The sequence below is a fragment of the Nonomuraea sp. NPDC050202 genome (genome assembly GCF_040656115.1).
GTDB lineage: Bacteria > Actinomycetota > Actinomycetes > Streptosporangiales > Streptosporangiaceae > Nonomuraea.
Window position 1 is genome coordinate 1 of the sequence record NZ_JBFALF010000041.1, and the last position, 22228, is coordinate 22228.

General features: G+C 71.0%; 21 protein-coding genes. 14 read left to right on the plus strand and 7 right to left on the minus strand.

Annotation, left to right across the window (positions count from 1 at the left end; translation table 11 throughout):
• Window positions 1–293 precede the first annotated feature (293 nt).
• Window positions 294–1220, minus strand: a complete 927-nt coding sequence (locus AB0I79_RS53025; RefSeq protein ID WP_357891456.1) for an NAD-dependent epimerase/dehydratase family protein — start codon at window positions 1218–1220, stop codon at window positions 294–296.
• Window positions 1221–1288: 68 nt separating this feature from the next.
• On the opposite strand from AB0I79_RS53025, the gene AB0I79_RS53030 reads away from it, so the two are divergent.
• A complete protein-coding gene (locus AB0I79_RS53030) occupies window positions 1289–1882 on the plus strand; it encodes a TetR/AcrR family transcriptional regulator (RefSeq protein ID WP_357891459.1) in 594 nt (197 codons plus the stop codon).
• Between the two features lie 182 nt (window positions 1883–2064).
• Here the strand turns inward: AB0I79_RS53030 and AB0I79_RS53035 are convergent, their stop codons facing one another.
• Entirely contained in the window at window positions 2065–2703 is a 639-nt protein-coding gene (locus AB0I79_RS53035) for a response regulator transcription factor (protein WP_357891462.1), read from the minus strand.
• Window positions 2700–3758, minus strand: coding sequence for a histidine kinase (locus AB0I79_RS53040; RefSeq protein WP_357891465.1), 1059 nt, complete (start codon window positions 3756–3758; stop codon window positions 2700–2702). The genes AB0I79_RS53035 and AB0I79_RS53040 overlap by 4 nt, the downstream gene beginning before the upstream one ends.
• A 113-nt stretch (window positions 3759–3871) precedes the next feature.
• On the opposite strand from AB0I79_RS53040, the gene AB0I79_RS53045 reads away from it, so the two are divergent.
• Both AB0I79_RS53045 and AB0I79_RS53050 read left to right on the plus strand, forming a co-directional pair.
• Entirely contained in the window at window positions 3872–5239 is a 1368-nt protein-coding gene (locus AB0I79_RS53045) for an alpha/beta hydrolase (protein WP_357891468.1), read from the plus strand.
• A 65-nt stretch (window positions 5240–5304) separates the two neighbouring features.
• Window positions 5305–5979 carry a hypothetical protein gene (locus tag AB0I79_RS53050; RefSeq protein ID WP_357891471.1) on the plus strand — a complete coding sequence of 225 codons (675 nt, stop codon included), beginning with the start codon at window positions 5305–5307 and terminating at the stop codon, window positions 5977–5979.
• Window positions 5980–6012: 33 nt separating this feature from the next.
• Here the strand turns inward: AB0I79_RS53050 and AB0I79_RS53055 are convergent, their stop codons facing one another.
• Both AB0I79_RS53055 and AB0I79_RS53060 read right to left on the minus strand, forming a co-directional pair.
• Window positions 6013–7209: a YbfB/YjiJ family MFS transporter gene (locus AB0I79_RS53055; protein ID WP_357891474.1), complete on the minus strand. Its 1197-nt coding sequence runs from the start codon at window positions 7207–7209 to the stop codon at window positions 6013–6015.
• A gap of 33 nt (window positions 7210–7242) precedes the next feature.
• Window positions 7243–8220 carry a hypothetical protein gene (locus AB0I79_RS53060; RefSeq protein ID WP_357891477.1) on the minus strand — a complete coding sequence of 326 codons (978 nt, stop codon included), beginning with the start codon at window positions 8218–8220 and terminating at the stop codon, window positions 7243–7245.
• Window positions 8221–8523: 303 nt separating this feature from the next.
• Between AB0I79_RS53060 and AB0I79_RS53065 the strand changes: the two genes are divergently transcribed.
• Genes AB0I79_RS53065 through AB0I79_RS53085 form a run of 5 tightly spaced genes read left to right on the plus strand, consistent with a single transcriptional unit; the run spans window position 8524 to window position 13136 of the window.
• Complete coding sequence (locus tag AB0I79_RS53065; RefSeq protein WP_357891479.1) at window positions 8524–9057, plus strand: 2,4'-dihydroxyacetophenone dioxygenase family protein; 534 nt, start codon at window positions 8524–8526, stop codon at window positions 9055–9057.
• Between the two features lie 33 nt (window positions 9058–9090).
• Window positions 9091–10335, plus strand: a complete 1245-nt coding sequence (locus tag AB0I79_RS53070; RefSeq protein ID WP_357891482.1) for an MFS transporter — start codon at window positions 9091–9093, stop codon at window positions 10333–10335.
• The gene (locus AB0I79_RS53075) at window positions 10332–11369 is read left to right on the plus strand and encodes a 2,3-butanediol dehydrogenase (RefSeq protein ID WP_357891485.1); all 1038 of its coding nucleotides are present in this window, start codon (window positions 10332–10334) and stop codon (window positions 11367–11369) included. The genes AB0I79_RS53070 and AB0I79_RS53075 overlap by 4 nt, the downstream gene beginning before the upstream one ends.
• On the plus strand, window positions 11366–12085 hold the full coding sequence (locus AB0I79_RS53080; protein ID WP_357891488.1) for an SDR family NAD(P)-dependent oxidoreductase: 720 nt from the start codon (window positions 11366–11368) through the stop codon (window positions 12083–12085). The genes AB0I79_RS53075 and AB0I79_RS53080 overlap by 4 nt, the downstream gene beginning before the upstream one ends.
• Before the next feature lie 52 nt (window positions 12086–12137).
• Window positions 12138–13136 (plus strand): helix-turn-helix domain-containing protein, encoded by a 999-nt coding sequence (locus AB0I79_RS53085; protein WP_357891491.1) that lies wholly within the window; start codon window positions 12138–12140, stop codon window positions 13134–13136.
• 181 nt (window positions 13137–13317) lie between these two features.
• Here the strand turns inward: AB0I79_RS53085 and AB0I79_RS53090 are convergent, their stop codons facing one another.
• Entirely contained in the window at window positions 13318–14883 is a 1566-nt protein-coding gene (locus AB0I79_RS53090; RefSeq protein ID WP_357891494.1) for a CBM35 domain-containing protein, read from the minus strand.
• Window positions 14884–15361: 478 nt separating this feature from the next.
• Between AB0I79_RS53090 and AB0I79_RS53095 the strand changes: the two genes are divergently transcribed.
• From AB0I79_RS53095 to AB0I79_RS53105, 3 genes are all read left to right on the plus strand, one after another.
• Window positions 15362–16267 carry an NADP-dependent oxidoreductase gene (locus AB0I79_RS53095; protein ID WP_357891497.1) on the plus strand — a complete coding sequence of 302 codons (906 nt, stop codon included), beginning with the start codon at window positions 15362–15364 and terminating at the stop codon, window positions 16265–16267.
• A gap of 75 nt (window positions 16268–16342) precedes the next feature.
• Window positions 16343–17404 carry an alkene reductase gene (locus tag AB0I79_RS53100; RefSeq protein WP_357891500.1) on the plus strand — a complete coding sequence of 354 codons (1062 nt, stop codon included), beginning with the start codon at window positions 16343–16345 and terminating at the stop codon, window positions 17402–17404.
• A 47-nt stretch (window positions 17405–17451) separates the two neighbouring features.
• On the plus strand, window positions 17452–17883 hold the full coding sequence (locus tag AB0I79_RS53105) for a MarR family winged helix-turn-helix transcriptional regulator (RefSeq protein ID WP_357891503.1): 432 nt from the start codon (window positions 17452–17454) through the stop codon (window positions 17881–17883).
• Window positions 17884–17967: 84 nt separating this feature from the next.
• Here the strand turns inward: AB0I79_RS53105 and AB0I79_RS53110 are convergent, their stop codons facing one another.
• Complete coding sequence (locus AB0I79_RS53110; protein ID WP_357891506.1) at window positions 17968–18618, minus strand: LysE family translocator; 651 nt, start codon at window positions 18616–18618, stop codon at window positions 17968–17970.
• Between the two features lie 974 nt (window positions 18619–19592).
• On the opposite strand from AB0I79_RS53110, the gene AB0I79_RS53115 reads away from it, so the two are divergent.
• The 3 genes from AB0I79_RS53115 to AB0I79_RS53125 all read left to right on the plus strand — a co-directional run bounded on the left by AB0I79_RS53115 (window position 19593) and on the right by AB0I79_RS53125 (window position 22173).
• Window positions 19593–20318, plus strand: a complete 726-nt coding sequence (locus AB0I79_RS53115; protein ID WP_357891691.1) for an FCD domain-containing protein — start codon at window positions 19593–19595, stop codon at window positions 20316–20318.
• A 90-nt stretch (window positions 20319–20408) separates the two neighbouring features.
• Complete coding sequence (locus AB0I79_RS53120; protein WP_357891509.1) at window positions 20409–21131, plus strand: maleylpyruvate isomerase family mycothiol-dependent enzyme; 723 nt, start codon at window positions 20409–20411, stop codon at window positions 21129–21131.
• 100 nt (window positions 21132–21231) lie between these two features.
• Window positions 21232–22173 carry an NAD(P)-binding domain-containing protein gene (locus AB0I79_RS53125; RefSeq protein ID WP_357891511.1) on the plus strand — a complete coding sequence of 314 codons (942 nt, stop codon included), beginning with the start codon at window positions 21232–21234 and terminating at the stop codon, window positions 22171–22173.
• Window positions 22174–22228: the final 55 nt, after the last annotated feature.

Consider the following 22228-nt stretch of genomic DNA (forward strand, 5'->3'; position numbering starts at 1 on the left):
TGAAGCTGAACGACCAGGCGCAGCGCACGGTGCTGTGCAAGGACCCGTTCCGCAGCGTGGACGAGCGGGTGGACAAGCTGATCGCCGGCATGTGACCGAGCGGCCGGCCGGCGTCGCGTCAATGGCCACGCCACTCCGCGCCTGTACGGGCACCAGATCGCGCGCGGGCCCACGGGGGCGGTCACGCCTTCACCTGGGCTCGTCGATCCCCCGGCCGGGCCGTCACTCCCCCGCTCGCCGGCCGCCACACCGCCGCGGTCGGCGGCGAACCATGCCCGGGCTGAAGGACGCGTTCAGGCTGGGTGGTGGCGGTACCAGTCGAGGGTCGCGGCGATGCCGTCGGCGTGCGGGGTGACCTTGACCGGCCCGAAAGCTCGGCGGAAGGCCGAGTCGTCGGCGATGAACGGGCGGTCGCGCTGGTACCAGGTTTCGCCGAGAGCGCGCACGGTCGGGTTGAACAGTCCGATGAGGCGCTGCGCTCCCCGGCCGAGTCCGGCGATCGGCGGCCGGCCTCCCGCGGCTGCTCGGACCAGGCCGAGGAATTCGCGGCCGGTGACCGGTTCGGCGGCGGGCAGGTGCCAGGCGCGGCCGTCGGCCTCGGCGCGCTCGCCGAGGGTGACCAGTGCGGCGGCGATGTCGGGCAGGTAGGCGACGGTGTGCGGCTGGTCGAGGTCGCCGACCCAGCGGGCGGTCTTGCCGGCCAGGGCGGCGGCGAACACGGTCGGTCCGATGGTGGTGTTGACACCGCCGGGGCCGTAGTAGTCGGAGACCCGTCCCAGGCTCGCGCGGATCCGCCCGGACCGGTGGGCGTCGAGGATCAGCCGGTCCACTTCGGCGCGGGCGCGGCCTTTGGGGTTGGTGGCGGCGTGCGGCAGGTCTTCGGTCATGGGGCCGTCGGTGGGTCCGTAGACGTACAGGTTGTCGGCCATGACCAGCTTCGCCTTGGCGGCCTCGACCCCGGCCAGGACCGTGCGGGTGAAGTCCGCGAACTCCGCGGCCCAGCGCACGTACGGCGGCTGCGCGCACTGGTAGACCACGGCGGCGTCCCGGCAGGCGGCGATGGCGCCGTCGGTGGTGGTGACGTCGGCCCGCAAGGTGTGCGGGCCGGTGGCTCCGCTCCGGCTGACGGCCCGGACGCGATGGCCGCGCGCGGTCAGCTCGGCAACGACGGCCGCGCCGATGCCGCCGGTGGCTCCAAGGACTACGTGCAGGTCGGACATGGCATTCACTCCCGCGAGTTCGTTTCATACCAACGTTATATAACGATGTTATGGTAACATGCCTGTCCATGGCAAGACCGAGAAACCGCGACTACGACGAGCTTCGCGGCGAGCTCGTCGACGCAGGCGGCCACCTCCTGGCCACCGAGGGGCCCGCGGCGCTGACCACCCGCCGTGTCGCCCAGCAGGCGGGCGTGTCCACCATGGCCGTCTACCAGCTCTTCGGCGACAAGGCCGGCCTCGTCCGCGAGATGTTCCTGGCCGGGTTCGAGCGACTCGCCGAGGCCTTCGCCGCCGTCCCGCGCACCAGCGACCCCCTCGCCGACCTCCTCGCCCTCGGCCACGCCTACCGGGCCAGCGCCCTGGCCAACCCGCACCTGTACGAGCTCATGTTCGGCCGGCCCATCCCCGAGTTCCAGCCCGACGCCGAAGCCGCCGCACGGATCCAGCCGACCTTCGACACGCTCGTCGCCGCCGTCGCCCGCTGCGTCCAGGAAGGCGTCTTCACCCCTGCCGCGCCCCATGACCTCGCCGTCGGGATCAACGCCCTCGCGCACGGGCTGTGCAGCCTCGACCTGCGCGGCGCCCTCGGCGACGCCGCCGAGTCACGCCGCCACTGGGACGACGCCTTCGACACGATGATGCGAGGGCTGCGCGCCTGACGACCAGGCGCTGCACCGGCCTCACCGCTGTTCGCCGGACGAGGTCGATCGCTGGTGCCGGGTCAGGCGGTTCGGTGCCGGACGCGCCTGCGCGGGTATCGCGGCTCCTTCAGCGTCGGCGATCGTGCGGAACCTGTCCGGCGTCTCACGAATGCGCCGGAAGCGGGGGCCGTGAGCGTCAGTCAGTTCGGAGACAGCGCATCGCGCAGCAGCAGGGCCGCCTGTACGCGGTTGGTGCAGTTCAGCTTGGCGAGGATGCGGCTGACGTAGGTCTTGACGCTGGCCTCGGTCATGTGGACGCGCCGGGCGACCTGTGCGTTGGACAGCCCTTGCGCCACCAGGGCGAGGATGTCGGTTTCGCGTGCGGTGAGGGTGGCCAGCCGGCGGGCGGCGTCGCGTCCGCGCTCGTCGCCGCCCGGCGCTGCCATGTCGAGCACCTGACGCGCCACGGCCGGCGAGAGGTACGCCTGCCCGGCGTGAGCGGCACGGACGGCGCGAATCAGCTCCTCGGGGGTGCACGTCTTCAGGACGAACCCGGACACGCCTCGCCGCACCGCTCGCCGTACGTTGTCCTCGTCGCCGAAGGCGGTGAGCAGCACCACCCGCGGTCCTGTCAGCTCGGCCGCCGCGTCCAGGCCGTCCATCACCGGCATCGAGATGTCCAGGAGCGCCACGTCGACGTGGTGCCGGCGGGTGGCCTGCACCGCCTCGCGTCCGTCGCGCGCGACGGCCACCACCTCGATGTCCCCGGCCGACTCCAGGACGGTGCGGATGCCGGTGGCGATGAGGGGCTCGTCATCAGCGATCAAGGTCTTGATCATGTGGCGGCCTCCGCGAGGGCCGGCACCAGCGGGAGCATCGCGACGAGCCGGAACTCGCGCGGCCCCGGGTGGACCTGGAGCAGACCCCCAGCCGCGGCGACGCGTTCGGTGAGCCCGTGCAGGCCGCTGCCGCCGCCGACGGAGGAGGAGGGACGGCGGGGCGCCGGGTTCGCCACCGAGACCAGGAGAGCGTCGGGCTGCCAGTCGAGCGACACGGTGATCGGCGTGCCGGGCGCGTGCTTGACCGCGTTGGTCAGCCCTTCCTGCACGACCCGGTAGGCGGCGTGGGACGCCTTCGGGTCGGTGAGCGGGACGGCCTCGCCGGACGTCTCGATCGCCACCGTGGCTCCCGCCGCCCGGGACCCCGCGACGAGATCGTCGATGTTGTCCAGGCCGGGAGCGTCATGGCTGCGTAGCGCGTTGACCACCTCGTGCAACTCCGCCGCGGCGGCACGGGCGGTGTCCGCCAGCGCGCCCACCGCCCGCTGCTGGTCGAGCGGCAAGGAGCCCACCTGCAGCGCTGCGGCCTGCACGGACACCAGGCTGAGCAGGTGGCCGAGCGAGTCGTGCATGTCATGGGCGATGCGCAGCCGTTCGCGTAGCCGCTCCTGTTCAGCGATGAGGGCCCTCTCCCTGCGCAGGTGCTCGCGCTCCTGGGCCACGTACCGGCCGGCGAGCAACGGCAGCGCCGTCAGCATGACGACGCGGGCCAAGGTGATCCAGACCTCCTGAGCGCCGGGCGAGCGCTGCACGGCCAGCAGAAGAACGCACACGTACGCGCTCAGGGCACCCGCCGTCACGACGACATCCCTGCGTGCGGAGATGCGGTGCCCGGCCTGAAAGCCGGTGCAGACCAGCAAGGCCAGCGACCCGCCGGTGAGCACCGTGAGCGCCAGCGCCATGAGGAAGGCCACGAACGGCAGGCGGTTCATCGCCGCCATGGTCAACGCCGCGACCACGGCGTACGCGGACAGCGCCCATCCCCCCGTCCCGTCCAACCACAGCAGCGCCGTGTCCGCGGCCACGACCGCCGCGATAAGCGCATACCTGGACATACGCCTCACCTTACTCGTTGCGTTCCGTGGTACTCATAGTCAACTTTGGTGAACAGTCATCGATGACTTTCGGCGGCAGACCCCGGCCGTCCGCGGCTCCTAGTGTTCTGCGCATGCTCAAGACCTTCATGGCGCTGACCGTGCTCGCGACACCGGTCAGCGCCCCGACGCCGCAGCCGCCCCTCCAGTGGAGCGCCTGCCCCATCGCGGGTGCGCCCGAGCTCCAGTGCGCGGACCTGCCCGTCGCCCTGTCGCCCAGGAGCGACCGCAAGATCACCCTGAAGGTGGCCCGCCTGCCCGCCACCGGTACCAAGAAGGGATCCGTGCTGGTCAACTTCGGCGGCCCTCAGGGGTACCAGATCGCGTCCCTGGGCTCACGCACCCGGATCTTCGACAAGATGCGTACGTCGATGGATGTCGTGACCTGGGACCCGCGCGGCTATCCCGGGCTCGGCGGCGCGGTGCTGCAGTGCGACTGGGGCTTTGTGCGCACCCCGGCGTTCCCCGCCGACCAGGCCGGGTTCGACCGGCTCGCCGCGGCGAACAAGGCCAGGGGCGACAAGTGCCGCGACACCGATCCGGAGCTGTTCGACCACATGGACTCGTCCGCCGACGCCCGCGACGCCGACGCCATCCGCAAGGCACTCGGCGAGGACCAGATGAACTTCCTCGGCCTGTCATACGGGGCGACGATCGCGCAGTCCTACGCCCGGCTGTTCCCCGGCCGTGTGCGCACGATGTACATCGACGGCACCCGCAACCACAGCCTCCGCAACTGGGAACGGGAACTCGACGCCGTGGCGCGCGAGACCGAGCGGTTCATGGACCGGTTCTTCGCCTGGGCGCCCGCCGGGACGGAGAAACGCTGGCGGGCGCTGATCGCCAAGGCCGACCGGGAGCCGATCCCCGCCCCGAAGGCCGGCGCCCGTTTCGACGGCACACAGTTGCAGGCGATCGCGTTCCTCAAGCTCCGGCCCGGCCCCGCGAGCTGGGGCGACTTCGTGGCGGCCATCAGGGCGGCCGAGGCCGGCGACGCTTCCGGTTTCGCGCTGTCGAGCCGGCAGCCCTACCCCGGCGTCCCCGGCGGCGGGTACAAGGAGTGCCTGGACCTCCCGCGCCCCGCCAACCAGCGGGACCTCGCGCGCACGGTCAAGCGGCTGCGCGCCATCGCCCCGAACACCGGCGCCTCCTTCGCCCTCGCCTGGCACCTGCCGGTCACCTGCGCCGGCTGGCCGACCCCGGTGACCAACCCGCCCGCGCCGATGCCCCGTACGCTGCCGCCGCTCCTGGGCGCAGGCACCTGGCAGGACTTCGACTCCACCCGCCGGGTGGTCCAGCAGATCCCCGGCAGCCGCACGATCGAACACGACGGCCCTGGCCACAACCTCTTCGGCGCGATGGCCAACCCCTGTGTCATCGACCACGTCAGCAGGTACGTCACCGAGCGCCGGCTGCCCTCCCGGGGAACCACGTGCCCTTGATCCGACGCAGGCGGGCCACGAACCCCCGTAGGCCACCACGCCGTCACAGGAAACGCCTGTGGATCGTGGCCGCCGCCGCCGTGGTCCTCCTCACCACCGCCGCGGCGGGGACGGCCATCGCGTTCCCCTCCGTGGTGGCCACCACCTGCCCCGGGTGCTACGGTCTGGAGCGGCTGCGGCCCGGCCTGTACGTGGAACCGGATCTGCCGCAGGCCCAACGCCGGCGGGTGATCCAGGTCATCGAGCAGGCCGACGAGCGAGTGCGTGACTTCTTCGCAGGGCGGACCAGCTCTCCGGACGTCCTGGTGTGCCTGACCGACGACTGCTACCGCAGGATCGGCGGCGGTCGCGAACGCGGCATCGCCGTGCTGAACCGGGCAGTGATGCTGTCCCCGCGCGGCGTCGATCCGGTGATCGCCTCGCACGAGCTGACCCACGTGGAACTCCACGCCCGCCTCGGTGACGGCCGAGTCCCGCAGTGGTTCGACGAGGGCCTCGCCGTCCTGGTCAGCGACGACCCCCGATACCTCGCCCCGACCGGCGACCGCTGCCTGCTCGACACCCACCGGCCCCTCCCGGCCACGCTCGCCGACTGGCTGCGCGCGGCATCAGCGGATCCTCAGCTGTACGCCAGAGCCGCCTGCCGGGTGAGCCGGTGGGCAGGGACGAACGGCGGGAAGGAGGGCGTACGAGCCCTCATCGAACGGCTGTCAACAGGACAGGCCTTCCCGCACATCTAGTGTTCGAGCCGCGCCCTGACCCCCGCCGCGCCGCTACGCGGAGTGGCGGGGGAAGCGAACGCGCAGCACAGCAGCGGCCACGGCCGCCGCCAGAACGATGGCGCCGGCCAGGATCAGCGCCTGGTGGTAACCGTGGCGCAGCAGCGGGGCCACGACCAGCGGACCGAGGATCTGGCCCACGGAGTACCCGGCGGTCAGCAGCGCGACGGACCGGGGAAAGCGCAGGCGGGCGCCCGCGTCCAGGCAGAGCGTGCTGACCCCGATGAACGTCGCGCCGAACAGCACCGCCGCGACGAGCGCGGCCGTCACCCCCGGCACCAGGGCCGGCAGCACGATGCCGCCCGCCTGGATGACGAGGGCGGTGAGCAGCAGCCCCGGCACCGACCACCGGCGCCCGAGCCGGGCCCACAAGGCCGCGGACGGCACGGCCGCCACCCCGACCAGCACCCAGGCGCAGCTCCCCACCCAGCCGGGGCTCGTCTCCTCGATCGCCGCCGCCAGGAACGTGGCCGCGACGATGTAGCCGACGCCTTCGAGCGTGTACGAGGTGAACAGCACGGCGAACCGCCCCCGCAGCGCCGCTCCACCGGCCTTCACCCCGCCGGTCCTGGCGGGCGTGGCCGGCGGGGTCTCCGGGCGCAGGTTCCATGCGGCGGCGGTGAGCAGCGCGGCCAGCAGGGCAGAAGCCCACCAGGCCGCCCGCCAGCCGGCGGCCGAGCGCAGCACGAGCACGAGCAGGCCGGACAGCGCGATGCCGCCCCCGATCCCTCCGAACGCCCAGCCCGGCAGGTGCGTGGGATGCTCGCGCAGGTGGCTGAGCAGGGAACTGGCCGCGGTGACGAAGATCAGCGCACTGCTCACCCCGGCGATCAGCCGCAGCGTGATCCACACCGCCGCACCACCGGCGAACGGCATCGCGGCCAGGCTCATGGTCAGCACGACCAGGGCGGCCCGCAGCGGGGCGGGCCTGCGGATCAGCGCGGGCGACACGCTGCCCGCGAGCGCCCCGAGAAGATAGCCGGCGTAGTTGGCCGTCGCCAGGTTCGCCCCGGTCGTCGCGGACAAGCCGGCCTGGGCGTGCATCAGGGGCAGGATCGGGGTGTAGACGAACCGGCCGACCCCCATGCCCGCGGCGAGCGCCGCGGCGGCCTGACCGACGTGGACCCAGGGCGAGCGGAGCGCCGCACCGGTCCGGACAGGGAGGGCGGCGGCCAGGGATCGTCCGGTCATGGGCAGGTCCATCGAAGTCGGGCGGTCATGCCCTCATGGTGCGCGCCCTTCCTGGCCGCCCGCCACGACCGGCGTCCTCTCTGGTGATAGGCACAGCCTCGCACCCAAGGTTCGGCGGCGTCGGTACACCCGCACCAGCACCACCAGGAGGGCCAGGCCCGTTCCCAAGGCTGCGGCATGCTCGATCAGCGCCACCGCGCGATGCTCCGCCGGTCGATAGATTCCGGGCACCAGCAGCCACACCGACTTCCACGCCGCCCAGGAGAACAACGAGCCCGAAGTGATGAACCCCAGGGTCATGGGCAACCAGAGCACCGTCCGCGGGCTGCTCCATCTGCTCAGCGCCCACAGGCTCCAGCCGGCGCACACCGCACCCAGCGCGCTGTTGCCGGCGAGGAGCCTGGCGTTGACATCCCACGTCGGCAGGGCCGCCGGGTCGAGCCCGGCGGTCCCGCCCGCGGCCCAACAGGTCCACAGCGCGGCGAGCCCCGCCACCGGGAGCAAGATCCACAAAGTACGGGGGTTCACCGCGCTTCGGCCCACCAAGCCGGTGAAGGCCCAGGGCCATCGCTCCCGCAGGTAGAGCGGCAGACCCACGACGAGCGCCGCTGTCATCCCGGCGAACGCCACGCCGATGAGCGCCGTTTCCCAGGCCGGCATGGCCGGCTCGTCCACCGGCTCGGGGACGCTCGGCACCAGCAGGCTGCCGGCGATCACGTACGGCAGCATGGACACCAGAAAGCCGCCGGCGATCCACACGACCGGAAGCACCAGCCAGCCGGGCAACCGCATGCCCCACGGCCGCGCCAGCGCCAGCCCCAGCCCGATGCCCGCTGTGGCCATCAGCACGGTCACCGCGTTGAGCAGCACCCATCCGGCCGTGCCCTGCGACACCTCCCGGGCGATCCAGATCACTTTGACCACCAGGTACGGGGACATCGCCGCCGCCGCGGCGAACCCAGCGACGCGGCGCAGCACCCCCAGCCCTCCGACTCCGGGACGAATACGCATGACGGCGAGTCTCCCGCCCCTGTTCCTGCCGGTCATCCCGCACAGGAGCCAGGGGGCTCCCCTGCACGGGGGAGGCCGACATCAGCCGAAAAATCATCACGCCGACTCGACCATGTCCATCCGGCCGATCACGGTCGAGGGCGTCAGGTTCGGAGCGGACGGGCGGCTCGTCACGGGCCACGGCGACGGTCGCCGCCGGCGGATGTCCGGAATCTGCAAGCGGCCGGGTCTTCCAGGGGAAAGACGGCACCGGCCCCTCCAGGATTCACTTCCGGGAAACAAGCGACGAAAGGGGCCGTTCACATGCCCGACATGCCCACCGGAGAGTTCTGGAAGGACCTCAAGCGGATCGAGAACTCCTTCCGCCCCGACGCCCTGCCCGAGGTCTACCTGTCCAAGGTGGCCACGGACGACGACCGCTACTACGTGCCGTTCACCGAGACCGTCGGCTCCCGCCCGCTGTGGATCAACGTCAAGGACAACAGCTGGGCCGACATCCTGCGGGCCAAGGAGGCGGGGCTGGTCAACCGGCACTACCACCCGCACGAGGTGTTCGCGTACACGATCTCCGGCAAGTGGGGCTACCTGGAGCGGCCCTGGACCGCGACCGCGGGCGACTTCGTCTACGAGGCCCCGGGCGAGGGGCACACGCTGGTCGCCTACGACAGCGACGAGCCGATGAAGACGTTCTTCATCGTCAAGGGCCCGCTCATCTGGCTGGACGAGCACGGCGAGCCCGACGGCTTCTTCGACGTGCACGACTACATCAAGATGTGCCGCGAGCACTACGAGCAGGCCGGGATCGGCGCCGACTACGTCAACTCCCTGTTCCGCTGAACCCCGGCGCACCCCCCTTGAAGTGAGAACGTCATGACTGACACGACTGCGGCGCCGGACGCCCGCGCGGCCGACCGGTACGAGATCCGCCTGCTCGTCATCCTCTTCCTGTCCTTCGGTTTCGTCTTCTTCGACCGCCAGGCGCTGTCGTTCCTGGCGCCGTACATGGACAAGGACTTCGGCCTGTCGAACGCCGAACTCGGTACCCTGTCCGGCGTGCTCGCGCTCACCTGGGCGCTGGCCGGCATGTTCGCCGGCCGCCTGTCCGACGCGCTCGGCCGGCGCAAGCCGATTCTGATCGTGGCCGTGGTGCTGTTCTCGCTGTTCTCCGCCTCGTCCGGGCTCATGGGCGGATTCGCCGGGCTGCTCGTGGCGCGGGCGCTGATGGGCACGGCCGAGGGCGCGGTGCTGCCGATGGCGCAGTCGCTGATGGTGGAGGCGTCCAGGGAGAGCCGCCGGGGCCTCAACATGGGCCTGCTGCAGGGCTCGTCGGCGGGGCTGCTCGGCGGCATCCTGGCGCCGCTGGTCGTGGTGTGGATCGCCGAGACCTACGACTGGCGCGTCGCCTTCTACGTCACGATCATCCCTGGTTTGATCATGGCCGCGCTCATCTGGAGGTTCGTACGCGAGCGGTCTCCGCGGACGCAGACCGAGGCGCCCCAGGCGGCGGTCAAGGTGCCGCTGGGTGAGGTGCTCAAGCTGCGCAACATCGTCGTCTGCATGCTCATCGCCTGCTGCTACCTCACCTGGTTCGTCACCATCATCACCTTCACCCCGACCTACCTCACCGAGGTCAAGGGCTTCAGCCCCGGCACGATGAGCGGCGTCATGACCTGTTTGGGGGTGGCGTGGGTGTTGTGGGGCTTCGTGACTCCGGCCATCTCCGACCGGATCGGACGCAAGGCGGCGCTGATCGGGTTCACGGCACTGGCGGTGTGCTGCCCGCTCGCCGTGGTCTACGTGGAGAGCCCTGTGCTGCTCGGCGCGATCATGGTGGTCACCTACACCGGGCTCGGCTGCTTCACGCTGTTCATGGCCACGATCCCGGCCGAGACGGTACCGCGCGGCGCGCTGGCCACGGCGCTCGGCGTGATCATGGGTGTGGGCGAGCTGGCCGGCGGCTTCCTCGGGCCGATGGTCGCGGGCTGGGCGGCCGACCAGTGGGGGCTGCAGGCCGCGATGTTCATCGCCGCGGGTGGCGCGCTGGTGGTGGTGGCGCTGTGCTTCGCGCTGAAGGAGACGGCTCCCGCCGTGCTGCGCCGCCGGGCGGCCGCATGAGGGCGGCGCTCTGGTACGGGGCGGGTGACGTCCGCGTCGAGGACGTCCCGGTGACGCCACCCGGCCCCGGCGAGGTGACGATCGAGGTGGCCTACTGCGGGATCTGCGGCAGCGACCTTCATGAATACGCCGACGGGCCGCACGCCGTCCCCGTGGGCGAGGCACATCCGGAATCCGGCGTGGCCGCTCCGCTCATCCTGGGGCACGAGTTCTGCGGCACCGTCACCGAGATCGGCAGCGGTGTCACCGGCTTCCTCCCAGGCGACCGGGTGGCGGTGGAGCCGCATTACCGGTGCGGTCGCTGCCCACGCTGTGTGGCAGGGCAGTACAACATCTGCCGGCACTTCGGGTTCGCGGGGCTCATGGGACACGGCGGGCTGGCCGAGCACGCCACCGTGCCCGCGTACATGCTGCACCGGCTGCCCGAGGCGGTCTCCCTGGAGCAGGCGGCGGTGTTCGAGCCGGCCGCCGTCGCCCTGCACGCGGTGCGGCGGGCCGGGATCCGCCCCGGCGAGAGCGTCGCCGTCCTCGGCCTGGGCCCGATCGGGCTGCTCGTGACCCAGCTCGCCGCCCGGTACGGCGCCGGGCGCGTCGTCGCCGCCGACCGGTCTGCGGCTCGCCGCGAGATGGCCCTGCGCCTGGGAGCCACCGAGACCGGCGCGGACCTCGCCGGTCTGGCCGGCGGCGAGGGGGTGGACGTCGCGTTCGAGGCGGTCGGCTCGGGCGACACCCTGCGCGCCTGCCTGGCCGCCACCAGGCGGGGCGGGCGGGTGATGTTCCTCGGCCTGACGGGCACGGTCAGTGTGGACGCCTTCGCCCTGGTGAACAACGAGCAGACGATCATGACCAGCGTGGGGTACCGCGACGTCTATCCGGAGCTGATCCGCATGGTGGCCGAGGAGGGCGTGGACCTGGCCGGGATCGTCACCTCCACCATCTCGCTGGAGCACGTCGTACGTGACGGATTCGAGGCGCTGTCGCGCGGACAGGAGCAGGTCAAAGTGCTGGTACGACCTGGGGAGCAGGGCCGGTGAGCGGGGGGCTCGCGGGGCGGCGGGCGTTCGTGACCGGGGGCACCTCGGGGATCGGTGCGGCCACGGCCGTGCTCCTCGCCCAGTCGGGCGCCGACGTGACCGCGCTCGGCCTGCCGCCCGCCGACCCCGCCGGCCTGCCCCGCCACCCGCGCGTCCGCGTGGTGGACCACGACGTGCTGGATCGCGCCGGGCTGACCGGCCTGCTGTCTGCGGGCGAGCCGCTGGACGTCCTGGTGAACTGCGCGGGCGTCAGCCACGACCGCGAGGAGTACGGCCTCGCCCGCTGGCAGCGGGTCATCGAGATCAACCTCACCGCCGTCATGGTCGCCTGCCAGGCCGCCCGCCCGTCCCTGGCCGAGAACGGCGGCGCCATCGTGAACGTCTCGTCCATGTTCGCCTTCTCCGGCAGCCGGGACCGGCCCGCCTACAGCGCGAGCAAGGGCGGCGTCTCCCAGCTCACCAAGTCGCTGGCGGCCGAGTACGCCGCCGACGGCATCAGGGTCAACGCCGTGGCGCCCGGCTTCGTGATCACCCCGCTGGCCCGGGGCGTGCTCGACGACCCCGAGGCCACGGCCCGGGTCCTGGCCCGCATCCCGGCCGGGCGCCTCGGGCAGCCTCGCGAGGTGGCCTCGGTGGTGGCGTTCCTGTGCTCGCCGGCGGCCTCGTACGTCACCGGCGCGGTCGTCCCCGTGGACGGAGGCTACCTGGCGGTGTGACCCGTCACCTAAGCTGAGTCTCCCCTGACATGCACGTACACCAGGAGGTCGCATGTCCGCCCTCTCCGTGATCTCCCGAGCCACCACCGAGCACGTCGAGCCCGCCGAGCGCATCCATTACTGGGAGGACTACAACCGCAGGGCGCTGGTGGGCCTGTCCTGCACCTCCTATTCCGAGGACGGCCTGCTGGCCAGGCAGACCAACATCGAGCTGGGCGGGCTGCGCCTGGCCGAGATCGCCGGCAACGCCCACGCCATCGAGCGCAGCCCGCAGACGGTCAGGTCGACGCCCAAGGACTCGGTGTTCGCGACCCTGCTGGTCAAAGGGGATGCGGTGTTCCTGCACGAGAACGGCTGCCTCGCGGCCACGGCGGGCGAGCTGGTCGTCTACGACACGCGCAGGCCGTACCTGTTCGGGTTCTCCTCCTCCATGCGGCAGATCCTGGTGGACGTGCCACGTGACCTGTTCGCGCAGGCGTGCGTGGGAGGCGGGTTGCCCGGGCCGATGCTGTTCGGGCGAGGCACGGCGCGGGAGGGCGCGCTCGTGGCCGCGCTGAGCTCCCTGCTCGGCGGGCTGGCCGCCTTGCGCGACAGGCACGACTCCGGCGCGGCCGAACGTGCCGTGCTCGACCTGCTCGGGCAGCTCGCCGAGGAGCGTACGGGCGGGCGGACGGGGCCCGACGCCTACCGGTCGCAGCTCATCGTCGCCGAGGACTACATCGAGCGCCACCTGCACGACCCCTGTCTCGGAGCCTCTCAGGTGGCCGGGGTCATGGGCATCTCCGTACGGCATCTGGCGCGGATCTTCGAGTCGACCGGCAGGTCGCCGGCGCGGTACGTCATGGAGCGGCGCCTGGTCCGGGCGCATCAGGAGCTCACCGGGGCCGGGGCGCGGCAGACCACGATCGCCGACGTCGCGCACCGGTGGGGCTTCTCCAGCCAGGCGCACTTCGCCCGCCTCTTCCGCGCCAGGTTCGGCCTCACCCCGAGCGAGGCCCGCGGGGAGACGGCGAGGCCGATCGCGGCAACGGAAGAGACACGCCTCCCGTAGCACGAGCGGTGCGGGCGAGGTTCGCCCACCTGAGCCGGCGACGATGGCCGGCTGGGCGACGGCCGCCACGGTGATGGTGGCGGCCGTCGCGCTGGTGCAAGGCTCCTGGCCCAGGTCGGCGACTGGGCGGGGAACCGCTCCTCCGGCTTGGCGCGCTGCGCCGGCCGGGCGGCGGAGGCTCTTACGGCCTGACCGGTGTGCCGCCGAAGGTCACGACCAGCCGGCCGTCCGCGGCGAAGGACCAGGCCAGGGCGCCGCTGTAGGAGGAGCAGCGGGAGCCGTTCGAGCCGGACCAGAACTGGTTGGAGCTGTCGGCGTTGCCGATGATCCTGTCGTTCGACCCGCTGTCGCAGGAGGTGTTGTTGCGGAACACCGAGGAGCCGCCGTCGAAATTGAAGTTGCGTTCCTCGTTGCCGATGCTGACGTTGTTCGACACCGTCATCGTGCCGAGGTTGCGGTTGTAGGTGAACCCGTGCTTGCCGTTGCCATAGGCGATGCTGCGCTGGATGACGTGGTTGACCCCGATGTCCTCGCCGCCGAGCTTGTAGCCGTTGCGGTCGCCGTTGCCGGCCTGGCCGCCGTTGCTGAGGGTGCCGTTGTCGTAGGCGAGGGAGTCCTCGATGGTCACCGCACCGATGGGGCCGGTGTCGGTCTTGGTGAACAGGTCGTAGCCGTCGTCGATGTTGTTGTGCGAGACGGTGTAGCGGAAGACGTTTCCGGGTCCCACGGTGAGCTTCGGTGCGAAGCCGTCGGCATCCTCGCCGTCGGAGTCGGCGTTGTCGTGCGACACCGCGCTCAGGATGAGGTTGTTGGACGGCCACTGCTCCCGCGGCGCCCCGGCTACCAGCCGCGAGAGCTGCAGGCCCGAGTCGCGGTTGAAACGCGTCACGGTGCGTTCGATGATGTTGTTGTTACCGGCGAGGAGGATCCCGTTGTCACCGGCGCGCTCGACGACGATGCCGTAGATGTGCCAGAACGACCCGCCCACGGCAAGCCCGCGGTTCGCCGGATCCTCGCTCTGGGCCGAGAAGTTCAGCACCGGCGTCTCACCCGGGTAGGCGGACAGCTTCTTGCGGGCGCCTGAGGTGCCGTCGTTGCCCGCCGCGATGGTGACCGTCTGCGAGAAGTCGTACCGCCCGCCGCGCATGTAGATCGTTCCGCCGGCCGCGATGCGGGTGATCGCGGAGGTGAGCGTCGTCGGGTTCGACTCTGTCCCGGCCGCGCTGTCCGTGCCGTTCGGCGCCACGTACAGCGTGTCGCCCGGCGGCTGCGTCGTGCCGCCCGCTTCCACGTCGATGTAGTCGATGTTCGGCAGGCCGGCGCTGCTGGTGGGGTTGAACCGGATGGTGTTGCTGCCCGAGTTCACCGAGACGGTCATGGTCTTGGTGACCCAGGTGCTCCACGCGCCTGTGCCTTCGAACGACACCGACTGCACGGTCGTACCGTTGACGGTCAGGTCGGCGGGACGGCTGCTGCTGGTGCCGCTGGCGAACCGCACTGCCAGCGTCGCCGTACCCGCCGCGGAGGCGTTCACCGTGAACTGGGCGTGGGCGCCTGTGGTGTTGGTGCCGTTGCAGAAGCCGCTGCCGGAGAACCCGGCGTGGTTGGAGTCGATCGTGCCGGTGCAGACCGCCGGAGAGGTTTCGGCCTCGTACCGCGTGGGCGCGGCGTGTGCGGCCGATGGTGACAGTCCGACGAGTACGCCGGCGAACAGGCCGGCGCAGGCAGTGACGGCTTTCAGACGCATCCTTGGTCTCCAAAGGCTTGGTAAGCGCTTTCCCGGGACGAGCGAATCTAAGCACGCACCACCGGGCGGGGAAAGGCCGAGCATGCAAACGGAACCCGCCGCGGCACGGCAGCCCAGCGACAGGCGGCGGATCGGCCGAGGTCACGGGGGACGGCACCGGGCGAAGGCGTCGTCATCATGCTGTGCAACCGCGCCGCCGTGCCGCCATGAAAGTTTCATGGCAGCACGGCGGACGCCCTTGCGCTCGGGTTCGGTCCCCTGGGATCCGCGGCAGCCGCACCGCTACCCGAGGCATGCCGCTCCCGGCGAAGGCTGCCGGCTCTCGTGGTGCCGGCCCGCAGCGCGCACCCCTGCAGGACGAGGCCGCCGTCGATCTCACGCGGTCCGGACGACAGCAAATACTTGGCTAGCCACATATTTGATGTACAGTGAATACGTGTCTAGCCACATAATCCGTGGCGCAACGTGAGGAGTTGTCATGAAAGCCATCGTTTTCGACCGTTTCGGCGGCCCGGAAGTGCTGCACGAGGCGGACATCGACGTCCCGCAGCCCGGACCCGGGCAGGTCCGTGTCCGCGTGAAGGCTGCAGGTCTGAACGCGCTGGACGGCAAGATCCGCTCCGGGATGCTGGAGGCCGTGTACCCGACGACCTTCCCCGCCGTTCCCGGTGGCGAGCTCGCCGGCGTGGTGGACGCCCTGGGTGAGGGCGTGGAGGACGTGCAGGTCGGCGACGAGGTGCTGGGCTGGTCCGACACCGGCTCGTACGCGGAGTACGCGCTGGCCACCATCGTGGCCCCCAAGCCCGCCGCCCTCGGCTGGCAGCACGCCGCCGCGCTGCCGGTGGCGGGTGAGACCGCCGAGCGGGTCCTGAAGCTGCTCGGCGTCGCCGCCGGGGAGACCGTGCTGATGCACGGCGCGGCGGGAGCGGTCGGAACCCTGGCGGTTCAGCTCGCCACGGCTCGCGGAGCACGTGTCATCGGCACCGCCGGCCCCGGGAACCAGGAATATCTCGCCTCGCTCGGCGCCACCGCGACCGTGTACGGCGAGGGCCTGGTCGAGCGGGTCCGGGCGCTCGCCCCTGACGGCGTGGACGCGGTGTTCGACCTGGCCGGGAAGGGCGCCCTCGAGGACTCCATCACCCTGCGGGGCGGCACCGACCGCATCGTCAGCATCGCCGACTTCCGCGCGCAGCAGCTCGGCATCACCTTCGCCAGCGGTCCTCAGGAGGCCTCGTCCGGCCGCCTGGCCGCCCTGGCCCAGGACGCCGCGACCGGCAAGGTCGTCACCACCGTCACCGCCTATCCGCTCGACCAGGCCGCCACGGCCCAGCAGGTCAGCGACGCCGGGCATGTCCGGGGCAAGCTCGTCCTCACCGTCGGCTGAACACGCTCGCCACTTCATCCACCCCACCCGCCGTCCCGATGCCCACCCGGGCCTCGACGCACCGAAGGACCACACATGCTGGACTCCCTGTGGACGCCGACCACCGTCGGCGGCACATCCCTGCCGCACCGCCTGGTCATGGCCCCCATGACCCGCGACCGCTCCACGCCGGAAGGCGTCCCGACCGAGCTGAACGCCGAGTACTACGCCCAGCGAGCGTCGCACGCGCTGATCATCACCGAGGGGACCCAGCCCTCCGCCGACGGCCAGGGCTATCTCCTCACTCCCGGCATCTACCATGACGGGCAGATCGCCGGGTGGCGCAAGGTCATCGACGCCGTGCACGCGGCCGGCGGCCGGATCGTCATCCAGCTGATGCATGTCGGACGCATCTCCCACCCCGACAACACGCCCCACGGGCGCCGGCCGGTCGCCCCGTCGGCGATCCGCCCCAAGGGCACGATGTTCACCGCGTCCGGACCCCAGGAGATGCCCACGCCCCGTGCGCTGTCGACGCAGGAGGTCGCGGCGACGGTCGACGACTTCCGGCACGCCGCGGCGGCCGCTGTCGCGGCAGGCGCCGACGGCGTGGAGATCCACGGCGCCAACGGCTACCTGGTGCACCAGTTCCTGTCCGACAACACCAACCAGCGCACCGACCGCTACGGTGGCTCCCTTGACAACCGCATCCGCTTCGCCGTCGAGGTCGCCGCCGCCGTGGCCGGCGAGATCGGCGCGGAGCGCACCGGTCTGCGCATCTCTCCCGGCAACCCCTACAACGACATCGCCGAGTCCGACACCGCCGAGCTGTATCCGGCGCTCCTGGACGCGCTGCGCCCGCTGGGCCTGGCCTACCTCCACGTGATGCACACGGGCGAGGAGGCCCTGCTGGAAACCCTGCGCGCGCAGTGGCCGGCCACGCTGATCCTCAACCGGGGCGGCACCGACCTGCCCACCCGCGCCAAGGACATCGACAATGGTACGGCCGACCTCGTCTCCGTCGGCGCCCTCGCGCTCGCCAACCCGGACCTGGTCGAGCGGCTCCGCGCCGGCGCGGAGCTGAACGTCCCCGACCCGGCGACCTTCTACGGCGGCGGAGCGGCCGGCTACACCGACTACCCCACCTACACGGATTGAGGCACCGAACCATGCCCCACGTCCCCACGACGGCCGGCAAAGGGCCGATGAGCTATGCGATCTTCCAGCTCGCCCGCGCCCACCGCGCCCACGCCGCCGCCCTGCTTCGCGCGATGGACCTGCATCCCGGGCAGGAACTGCTCCTGATGCAGCTCTTTGACCGGGACGGCCAGACCCAGTCCGAGCTGCTCGAAAGCGTCGGCCTGGACCACTCCACCGTCTCCAAGTCCCTGCGGCGGATGCAGGACGCCGGCCTGCTCGTCCGCGAGCCGGCCGCGCACGACCGGCGCGTCATGGTGGTCCACCTCACCGACAAGGGCCGTTCCATGCGCGAACCCATCGCAGCCCTGTGGCAGACCCTGGAGGAGACCTCCGTGCGGAACCTGACGGAGCAGCAGGCGGAGTCCTTCGTCGACACCGCCTACGCCATCACCGAGGCGCTCACCAGCCGCGCGCTTCCGCAAGATGGATCCGAGTAGCGAGGGGCTCGGCCGCCGAGGCCGAAGGTGGACGGGACGGGGTGCTGCGGTCCTTCTCGATGCGGGGGCTGTTGGCCTGCCTCTTCAGCGGCTCTCGACGGCCATCCGCAGGCCGAGGGCGATCAGGACGGTCCCGCTGACGGCGTCCAGCCGGCGGCGGATGGCGGGCCGGCGAAACCACGCCCCGGCCCGCCCGACCACCGCGGCCAACCCGAGGTAGAAGACGATTTCGACCGCCACCTGGAGCAAGGCCAGCAGCGCGGTCGTGGCGAGCAGCGGCTGGTCGGCGGGCACGAACTGCGGATAGAACGCGATCATGAACGCGGCGGCCTTGGGGTTGGCCAGCATCACCAGCGCCCCTTCCCCGAAGGCCTTCCACCAGGTCCGCGCCGAGGCGGCCGGCGCCTCCGGGCCGGCTTCCCCCGCCGGCCCTTCCTTACGGCTTCGCCAGGCGGCCCGCCAGGCCTTGACCCCGAGATACAGCAGGAAGGCCGCGCCGACCGCACGAAGCACGACGTAGGCGACCTCCGAGGCGGCCACCAGGGCGGCCAGGCCGGCGCCGGCGCACAACGCCCACACGTACAGCCCGGCCTCCAGCCCCAGAACGGTCGGCACGGCCCCGGCCAACCCCCGCAACGCCGCACGACGCATGATCAAGGCCATCGCCGGTCCGGGTGACGCCGAGATCAGCACGACGGCGACGATGAACGTGGGAAGAGAGGCGATGATGTCCATGGCGACGATACGAGTCCTTCTGTCGAGGGGCGCGCACGAGGGGTTCCGGCGTCGCCCGATCCGTCCGCTCCAGCTTCAGAGGTGAGTCCCATACGGCGGCGCTGGGGGTGGCGCGCTTCCGGATCTGCGCGTGGTCGCGGGCCTCTCCCCCATGCGCGAGAACTCCTCTCTCGAGGACGCCGCGCGCCTGCTGCCGCGGTCGGGACGGGTTGCCGCCCGCTGATCCGACACGCTCAAGAGCCGTCGGCCCCTAAAAGGTCTATTTACTGGCCCATACAGTAGGACTCCTCTCGGACAAGGTCAACAGGGGATCCTGATCACGCTTCTGAGCAGCGGATCCAGCGATCCTCAGGCCTTGTCGCGCCGCCGGGCGAAGCCTCCGGCAAGCACTGACGACGGTGAGACGCGGCGATAATTTGGGCCAATTATTAGTCCTTTAGGTGCGATGCGGACCCGCGAGCCGCCCAGAGCATGCCAGGAGCGCGGCGGCACGCCCGGGGTCCGCCTCCCCCGAGGAGACGCACGGTGAAGAACTCAGGTTTGTCGAGGCCCTGCTTGCCGAGCCGCATCCGGCGCGGCGGGCGCGAAACTCCGGCCTGATCGCCGACGGCGTCAAACCGGCAGCGCCGGCCCGCACACCGGAAAGGCGGGCGTGTGCGAACGGCAATTCCTGGGCGCGAAGTATTATCGAGCATCTCGGCCTCGACGTAGACGAAGATCTGCAACGAGCCAGGGTCATTCCTTACAACACCGCACAGGATGTTGACCGGTTCCTGGCGCACCTCCAACATGTTCTGCGAAGTAAATCATCTACGCTGTCCGGCCCGGCGACTCAAGAACGACTGGAATGCATGTGAAACGCCGAATTCCTGGCCCGGCAGTCGAACTGCATTTCTGTATCCTTGCCCTGGCGGGCGCGTTCGCCTGGTGTGCGCTCGACGACATCGGCCCCATACAATGCGGGAGTGTCCCTGATGGAGCCGGCCTTCACTCCCGTAGCGAATCCGACCGCGAGCGAGGCCGTCGCGGACGTCCTGCGGCGTGCCGTCGCGGTCGGGGCGATCCAGCCCGGCCAGCGGCTCCCACCCGAGCGCGAGCTGGCTCGGTCGCTCGGCGTCGCCCGAATGACGCTGCGTGCGGCTGTCCGGACGTTGAACGACGAAGGCCTGCTGATCACCAGCCGCGGGCGTTCCGGGGGCACGATGGTGGCCCAGGACGCTCCTCCCCGCAAGGGACCAGCGGATTCGGCAGGCAAGAGACTGGTCGCGATGGTCGCCGACAACATGGAAGTCCGGCTGGCCGTCGAACCGCTGGCGGCAGCCCTCTGCGCCGCCCGCGGCAGCCGGGAGAGCCATGCCGAAATCAACGCCCTGGTCGAGGAGCAAGCGGCGAGCATGCGCCATTACCGGCTGCTGGACTCCCGATTCCACCTGGCGATAGCCCAGGCCTCCGGAAATGCAGTGCTCGTCGAGACGATCGAGCGGTTGCGGACCGATTTCTTCCTGTGGGCCGACACCATGTTCATTCACCTGGAATGGGAAGGGCTTCCCGCCGTCGTTCAGGACTTCTCCGCGGAGCATCGGGATCTGGCCCGGGCGATAGCCGCTCGGGACGCCGCACGTGCCGAAGAACTCACCCGCCGGCACATCTCGGACGGGCTCGCGACAATCGAGAAACTGCTCGAATCCAGCGTTCGCTGACCCGGGAACGCCGCTGACAATATTCCGGGCTTGAGGACGAGCAGTCATCGAAGCGGCGCCGTTCGGAAGCGGATCCACGGACAGGTGGTAATGGTCGACATACAGATAGTCCCGCACGAGTTGGTTCAGCGGATCTCCCACTCGCATGGACGGCTGCTGAAATTGCTCGACGGCCTGGATGACAGACGGGCGAGCATGGATTCGGCCCTGCCCGGGTGGACCCGAGGCCATGTTCTGAAACACCTCGCGGACAACGCGCGCGCCTTCGAACGCCAAGCGCGCTTCGCGCTGCATGGCCGGCGCGTCGACATGTACGACGGCGGCCAGAGGATGCGTGATCTGTCCATCGACCAGGGCGCATCCCACCCGTTGGCACAGCTCCGGGAGGAGCTCGAGCATGCCCAGCGATCCCTGGAAGAAGTGTGGAACCTGCTGACGGCAGAAGATTGGCACCGGCCAGTACGCTTCCGCAACGCCACGGTGCTGGACACCGCGCTGGCACGGTGGAGAGAAGCGGAGATCCATGCCGTCGACCTCGCGGCCGGCTACAGGCCATGCGGCTGGTCGCTGCAGTTCGCGCTGCACGCGCTGGATTTCCTGGCTGCCAGGGTCCCAGCCGGTACTCGGCTGGTCCTGCGGGCAACTGACCACGACGTCGACCAAGTCCTCGGGGCGGGAGCGACCGTCGAGGTCTCTGGAGCAGTGCGCGACCTTGCCGCCTGGATGGCCGGCCGCCGCCCTGACGGCCGCCTGCACACAACCGCCCCCGAGTTGCCGGAGCTGGGCCCTTGGCCCCCCGACCCAGCAGACTGAAGACCTTCGTGCACGTGCGTCGCGCCGGTGACCAGGCCGCCGGCACCCACCTGATCTCGCCGTATCCCCTGGCGACTCTGACAGCTGAGATGGTGACCCGATGACTCGCATTCTCACCCGGAGCGATCTGGAAGCCGTGCTGCAACCCGCTGCCTGCCTGGAGGCGTTGCGGACGGGGTTCAGGGTCGAAGACTCCTCGACGGTGGCAGGGCAGCGGGTGCGTACGGATCTGCCCTTCCCCGGTACGGCCACGGCATTGATCCCCGGCGTGCTGCCCGGCGTGGAGGCGTACACGGTGAAGGTGAACGCCAAGTTCCCGGCCGCCCGGCCGGCGCTGCGCGGCGTGATCTGCCTGCACAGCGGCAGGGACGGCGAATTGCTCGCGCTCCTGGACTCGGCCACGGTGACCGCTTGGCGCACCGGCCTGGCCGCCGCCTTGGGCACTCATGTCCTGATGGCGCCCGATCCCGCCGCGGTCATCGGCGTGATCGGCGCGGGTGCGCAGGCCGAGCTGATGGTGCGCGGACTGCGCGGCCTGGGACGTGAAGGTGATCTCCTCGTGCACGACACCGCCGCGGACCGCGCTGCCGCCTTCGCTTCCCGCCACGGCGGCCGGGTGCTCCGCTCAGCGCCGGAGATCGCCGCGGCCGCCGACGTCGTCCTGCTGGCGACGTGGTCACGGACGCCATTGCTGCACCTCAGCGACACCCGGCCCGGACAGCACTTCACCTCCCTGGGCGCCGACGAGCCGGGCAAGCAGGAACTGGCCGGCGACCTGCTGCGCTCCGCCCTCCTCGTGGTGGACGACCGGGAGCTGGCCGCCACCGCCGGCGCCCTGGCGGCGGCCGGCCTTCCCGCTTCGGCCGCCGCGGCCACGCTCGGGGAAATCCTGAACGGCCGGAGTGCCGGCCGCATCGACCCTGGGCAGCGGTCGGTGTACGCGCCCGTGGGACTTCCATGGCAGGATCTCGCCCTCGCCTGGCTCGCCTACCAGCGGGCGGAGCGGCATGGCGCCGGCACGGAGCTCGACCTGCTGTCGTGAGTGAACCGCGCCGGTGCTGATCCGCGAACCAGAGGGTCAGTGGGCGGGCGGCCGT

Excerpts from the sequence above, each read along its gene's own strand:
- AB0I79_RS53095 (WP_357891497.1), top strand. The coding sequence starts at position 15,362 with ATGAAAGCCATCGTTTTCGACCGTTTCGGCGGCCCGGAAGTGCTGCAC.
- AB0I79_RS53125 (WP_357891511.1), top strand. The coding sequence starts at position 21,232 with ATGACTCGCATTCTCACCCGGAGCGATCTGGAAGCCGTGCTGCAACCC.
- AB0I79_RS53105 (WP_357891503.1), top strand. The coding sequence starts at position 17,452 with ATGAGCTATGCGATCTTCCAGCTCGCCCGCGCCCACCGCGCCCACGCC.
- AB0I79_RS53025 (WP_357891456.1), bottom strand. The coding sequence starts at position 1,220 with ATGTCCGACCTGCACGTAGTCCTTGGAGCCACCGGCGGCATCGGCGCG.
- AB0I79_RS53090 (WP_357891494.1), bottom strand. The coding sequence starts at position 14,883 with ATGCGTCTGAAAGCCGTCACTGCCTGCGCCGGCCTGTTCGCCGGCGTA.
- AB0I79_RS53035 (WP_357891462.1), bottom strand. The coding sequence starts at position 2,703 with ATGATCAAGACCTTGATCGCTGATGACGAGCCCCTCATCGCCACCGGC.
- AB0I79_RS53100 (WP_357891500.1), top strand. The coding sequence starts at position 16,343 with ATGCTGGACTCCCTGTGGACGCCGACCACCGTCGGCGGCACATCCCTG.
- AB0I79_RS53065 (WP_357891479.1), top strand. The coding sequence starts at position 8,524 with ATGCCCGACATGCCCACCGGAGAGTTCTGGAAGGACCTCAAGCGGATC.
- AB0I79_RS53060 (WP_357891477.1), bottom strand. The coding sequence starts at position 8,220 with ATGCGTATTCGTCCCGGAGTCGGAGGGCTGGGGGTGCTGCGCCGCGTC.
- AB0I79_RS53085 (WP_357891491.1), top strand. The coding sequence starts at position 12,138 with ATGTCCGCCCTCTCCGTGATCTCCCGAGCCACCACCGAGCACGTCGAG.
- AB0I79_RS53115 (WP_357891691.1), top strand. The coding sequence starts at position 19,593 with ATGGAGCCGGCCTTCACTCCCGTAGCGAATCCGACCGCGAGCGAGGCC.
- AB0I79_RS53045 (WP_357891468.1), top strand. The coding sequence starts at position 3,872 with ATGCTCAAGACCTTCATGGCGCTGACCGTGCTCGCGACACCGGTCAGC.
- AB0I79_RS53055 (WP_357891474.1), bottom strand. The coding sequence starts at position 7,209 with ATGACCGGACGATCCCTGGCCGCCGCCCTCCCTGTCCGGACCGGTGCG.
- AB0I79_RS53120 (WP_357891509.1), top strand. The coding sequence starts at position 20,409 with ATGGTCGACATACAGATAGTCCCGCACGAGTTGGTTCAGCGGATCTCC.
- AB0I79_RS53110 (WP_357891506.1), bottom strand. The coding sequence starts at position 18,618 with ATGGACATCATCGCCTCTCTTCCCACGTTCATCGTCGCCGTCGTGCTG.
- AB0I79_RS53030 (WP_357891459.1), top strand. The coding sequence starts at position 1,289 with ATGGCAAGACCGAGAAACCGCGACTACGACGAGCTTCGCGGCGAGCTC.
- AB0I79_RS53040 (WP_357891465.1), bottom strand. The coding sequence starts at position 3,758 with ATGTCCAGGTATGCGCTTATCGCGGCGGTCGTGGCCGCGGACACGGCG.
- AB0I79_RS53075 (WP_357891485.1), top strand. The coding sequence starts at position 10,332 with ATGAGGGCGGCGCTCTGGTACGGGGCGGGTGACGTCCGCGTCGAGGAC.
- AB0I79_RS53070 (WP_357891482.1), top strand. The coding sequence starts at position 9,091 with ATGACTGACACGACTGCGGCGCCGGACGCCCGCGCGGCCGACCGGTAC.